The organism is Bacillus cihuensis (assembly GCF_000504145.1).
GTDB classification, from domain to species: domain Bacteria; phylum Bacillota; class Bacilli; order Bacillales; family DSM-1321; genus Peribacillus; species Peribacillus huizhouensis.
This window is the reverse complement of the sequence record NZ_AYSD01000035.1, coordinates 1-2,181: the sequence shown is the minus strand read 5'-3', so window position 1 is coordinate 2,181 and position 2,181 is coordinate 1. Positions and strand designations below refer to the sequence as shown.

The window sequence follows — 2,181 nt, the reverse complement described above, 5'->3', positions numbered from 1 at the left end:
TTAATAGGATATTGCTGTTCTATAGTTCTAGCGAATTATTTTTGTACCAGAACCATGTTAACTGAATTTTTATAGAAACCACGTATATGATGAGAAAAGGACAAAATGATTTGCAGGATCAGTCTGTCCAAAATTAGAAAGAATTCCTTCATCTACTGTTTGGAAACTATATTCTACTAGGAATTTATGTGTCTCTTTCAGACGATTACAATCTTTGGACCACACCCAATAGTTACTACTCTAAAACACTATTTACACAAATTCTGAACAAATTTAGGGAGAACAAATGATGCTTTATGCAATTCAGGCGTGTAATACTTTGTGTCAAGATCAAAAAAACGAGAAACATTTATGTCTAGTGGATCATGTGTCTTCGATCCAAGCGTAAATGTCCACAATCCACTCGGATATGTTGGAATATTACACGTATAAAGGCAAGCAATCGGGAAAATCTCTTTTGTATCATGAATCGCATCTCGTATCAGATCACCTTTAAACCAAGGATTATCTGTCTGGGCCACGAAGATGCCGTTTTCCTTTAATGCATTTGATATTCCCGCATAAAAGCCTTTAGTAAATAAATTAGCTGCTGGCCCTACAGGCTCGGTGGAATCAACCAAAATGACGTCATATTCATCTTCACTATTTAGAATATGCATAAAGCCATCACCTACAATAAGCTCTACGCGCGGGTTGCTGTATTCAGAGGCGATAGTGGGTAAATGCTGCTTTGAATACTCCACTACTTTCCCATCGATTTCAACTTGAACAACATTGGTAACGCTTGGGTGTTTCAATACCTCCCGAATCGTTCCCCCATCACCGCCACCTACAACGAGCACCTTTTGTGGATTTGGATGGGTAAATAATGGTACATGAACAATCATCTCATGATAGACAAATTCATCCTTTTCGGTGGTCATAACCATTCCGTCAAGTAGAAGCATATTACCGAATTCTTCGGTTTGAATCATGTCCAGTTGTTGATACTCTGTTTTCTCGGAATGGAGGTTTTTATTAACTCTTGCTATAATACCAAAAGACTTGGTTTGTTTTTCTGTAAACCATAATTCCATATTCGATTTCCTTTTCCTTCCTATAATTTATTTATATATATATGTTTCTACAACAGATAGATGAACTCGAAGCAGATGGCACTGCTTCGGATGCAGTTACTTCTGTCGGATCATACAGAATTAAAACTACGATTAATTCTGTCGTTATTCACTCTTTAAAGGTACCTCACAATAAACGATAGTTTATAAGTAGCTGGTCCTCTGACGTCGAGAATCAGGAACCTGACGTATAGACAAAATCAAGCCTTTTCTCACCCCGTCATACCATCTTTTAGAATGATAGATATAATATAAACCTTTGTGTTAGACAAAGGTCAAGCTTTTTTAATGGGAATTTGAATTTCAAACATAATCTCACTGGGATTATCTGTGATGGTTATATTAATCTGAACGATGCAATGCATCACTTCCATGCTACTAAGTATATAATTAGCTGTATGAAATGATTTGCACCCTGACATAGATCAAACATGTATCTTAATAAAAGGTTCTGGTGCAAATACTTGAACAAAATATAAATAAGCGAAAGATTTCTAGTTCCCCTTGGTCTTAAGCAACTAGTCCAAATAGTTGATGAATGAATTCTTTTTGATTTTGGACAGAATTCTCCCTTTGGAGAATCTGTCCTTTTTTGACCATGTGCATAGCCTCTATTCCCGCAATAATTAGTTTGGCAGTCCGTAAGGACTTTAATCCAAGCATCGGACGAATTCGTTTTTTAATAAAGCGATGATCCTGCTCCACGATATTGTTAAGATATTTAACTTTCCTTAGTTGGACGCCTTCAAGCATCTGCATTTCTTCTTTTAACTCTTGGATAGCGATGGAATAAGCTGGGTTCTTGTCTACTGTTATCACACGAGGCTTAGAAACATGCGAAAAAGCCAAGGCTTTCTTAAAAAAGCGCTTGGCTGCTTGTTTATTTCTTGCTTTACTTAGATAAAAATCAATGGTATTCCCTTCTAAATCAACGGCACGATACAGATACATCCATTGACCTTCGACTTTCACATAGGTCTCATTGACTCTCCAGGAATCATTGGTTATTTTAAGGTAACGTCGTACTCGTTCATCTAATTCAGGTCCATATTTAAGGAGAACCAAT

General features: G+C 36.8%; 2 protein-coding genes. Both read right to left on the bottom strand.

Annotation, left to right across the window (positions count from 1 at the left end; translation table 11 throughout):
• Positions 1 to 248: 248 nt before the first annotated feature.
• Positions 249 to 1,076 (bottom strand): polyamine aminopropyltransferase, encoded by an 828-nt coding sequence (speE, locus tag V179_RS0105465; RefSeq protein ID WP_028390632.1) that lies wholly within the window; start codon positions 1,074 to 1,076, stop codon positions 249 to 251.
• 549 nt (positions 1,077 to 1,625) lie between these two features.
• Positions 1,626 to 2,181 (bottom strand): IS6 family transposase (locus V179_RS0105460; protein ID WP_028390631.1); only part of this gene is annotated, 556 nt, incomplete at its 5' end.